This is a genomic window from Flavobacterium sp. (assembly GCF_013822155.1).
Classification (GTDB): Bacteria; Bacteroidota; Bacteroidia; order Flavobacteriales; family Flavobacteriaceae; genus Flavobacterium.
Genome location: NZ_PNJW01000133.1, coordinates 1 through 2,370 on the forward strand (window position 1 = coordinate 1; position 2,370 = coordinate 2,370).

Here is a 2,370-nt window from a genome sequence, read left to right on the forward strand (position 1 = left end):
TTATCGAAGGAAAAAAATATTTTATTGATGTAGGTTCAGGATGGCCTAGTGTTATACTTTTTCCTGAATTTCAGGAAATTGAGTATTCTGTTTTTGGAATGAGTTTTAAAACAAGGATTCAGAAAGATGATATTTTACTATATCACAGAACAACTAAGGATTATAACTTAATGATAACAATTCCTTTAAAAGAAAAAAGTCAAGATGAAATTAAGAATGAAATTAACAAAAGATTTGAAGACAAATCAATTTATCCATTTCAGAATAGTTTAAGATTTTCAAAGATTATTGATGACAATTTCTATTTTTTAAAAGGTAACAGATTAGGAGTTTATAATAAGAATTCAATCACTGAAAAAATAGTGTTATTAGATGAAATATATAAACTAATTACAGACACCTTTAAGTTTGACTTATCCGACTTAAAGATTGACTATATAGAACAATAATAAGTATTGCTAATATTGAACAATATTTGTTTTCCCCCCGCTGTTGCCCGAATCCTTTCGGGTGGTATAAAAATTTCATTAGTCAAAAATAAGATGTGAAACATTGATAATTAATTAACTTTCAGAATTTTATAAAATCATAAAACCAAAAAACTAAAAGAACTCTTCTCTGCCCGGTTTAACGTTTTTCTACTCCGTTCGCTACACCTTCCAAACGCTCAAAAAAGTTTTTGTATGTCCAGAAAAACATCCCTTCGAAAGAAAAGGGTAAAAGGCAACAAAATTTTTTCCCAAAGCTTCTTTATATAAGGAATAAAGAAATAGGAACCCTGGGAGTATTTGAATTGAAAGTACAAGCAGAAAAACTCCTACTGGACGATTTTATAGTAGAGACAGAACTATTCCAAAGTTCAAAAATAATAAGCAACATATCCTATAAAAACCAATATTTTAGGTTAGTAAAAAAAGATACTGTAATATGAAAATCGTCAACAATACAATATCGCATATCGCAATATGAAATATAGAGCAGTAAAATAGTGTTATTCAGGAATTAAATTACTAATATTGCATATCGCAATATCAAATATATGCAACAATCAAAAAATAATTTAAAGCCACAAGATATCTTAATACTCCTAAAAATAGTGGCTTTAGGTAATCTATCATGGTTTCACCATACGATAGCTCAAGAACTAGGAATTAGTCAATCCGAAGTAAGTCAATCGCTAAACCGTTCCAGATATGCAGGATTAATTGATGAAGCCAGAAAGAAAGTAAACAGATTGGCTTTTACCGAATTTTTGCTTCATGGTGTTGCCTACGCTTTTCCACAACAACCGGGAGCTATTGTAAGAGGAGTTTTAACAGCACATGCTGCGGAACCTCTAAATCAAATGATCAAATCAAACGAAAAATACGTTTGGCCATATGCTAAAGGTTTAGAAAGAGGACAAGCAGTAGAACCATTATACAATACTGCCGTAGAAGCTTCTTTAAACGATAATAACTTATACGAATTACTTACTATGGTTGATGCTATTAGAGTGGGAAGAGTTAGAGAAAAAGAAATAGCAAAAAAGGAATTAGAAAAAAGAATACTAAATGTATAATAAAGTCATCAATCTCGCATTAGTAGCACAAGTCGCTCAAGGACTAAAAGAGCTTAAAGATAAAATGGTTTTTATTGGTGGAGCTGTAATTAGTTTATATACTGATGATCCAGCTGCGGAAGAAATTCGTCCAACGTCAGATATTGACATGACAATAAATTTGGCAAATTATAACGAATGGGCTCAAATGCAAGAACGATTAGCGGAACTCGATTTTTATCCGGATCCTCAAGGACAATCAATATGTTCTTATAAATATCAAGATATTGCCATAGACATTATGCCGGCGGAAGATAGTAGTATGGGCGTTTCAAATAGTTGGTACAAACCGGGTTTTAAATACTTACAACAAATAGCATTAGAAGATGGAACAAGCATAAACATTTTACCGTCACCCTATTTCCTAGCAACCAAATTAGAAGCATTCAAAGACAGAGGGCAAAATGATTTTTATGGCAGTCACGATTTTGAAGACATTATCTATCTTTTAGACAACAGAACAACAATAGTGGAAGAAATTCAAGCAGCTGATGATGATGTAAAAAAGTACATAAAAAAGGAACTAACAGCAATTAAAAGACATCCACAAGCGGAAGAGATTTTAGCAATGCACATCCATCCATTAATCCGAGAAGAACGATTTAAAATGTTGATGGAAAAAATAGATATAATTTCAAATTAAAAAAACATAAGCTTTTTACTATTAGTGTATAGCTTTATAATAAAAAACAATGATGATTAACATCAAATATCCCCGCTGCCGCACGAATCCTTTCGGGTGGTATAAAAAAAATTTCATTAGTCAAAAA

At 31.3% G+C, this 2,370-nt stretch carries 3 protein-coding genes; all 3 read left to right on the forward strand.

Features of this window, described 5'->3' with window-relative positions:
* Window positions 1–449 (forward strand): arylamine N-acetyltransferase (locus tag C0512_RS15220; RefSeq protein WP_290863097.1); only part of this gene is annotated, 449 nt, incomplete at its 5' end.
* 590 nt (window positions 450–1,039) lie between these two features.
* A complete protein-coding gene (locus C0512_RS15225; protein ID WP_290863099.1) occupies window positions 1,040–1,561 on the forward strand; it encodes a hypothetical protein in 522 nt (173 codons plus the stop codon).
* A complete protein-coding gene (locus C0512_RS15230; RefSeq protein ID WP_290863101.1) occupies window positions 1,554–2,243 on the forward strand; it encodes a nucleotidyl transferase AbiEii/AbiGii toxin family protein in 690 nt (229 codons plus the stop codon). The genes C0512_RS15225 and C0512_RS15230 overlap by 8 nt, the downstream gene beginning before the upstream one ends.
* Window positions 2,244–2,370: the final 127 nt, after the last annotated feature.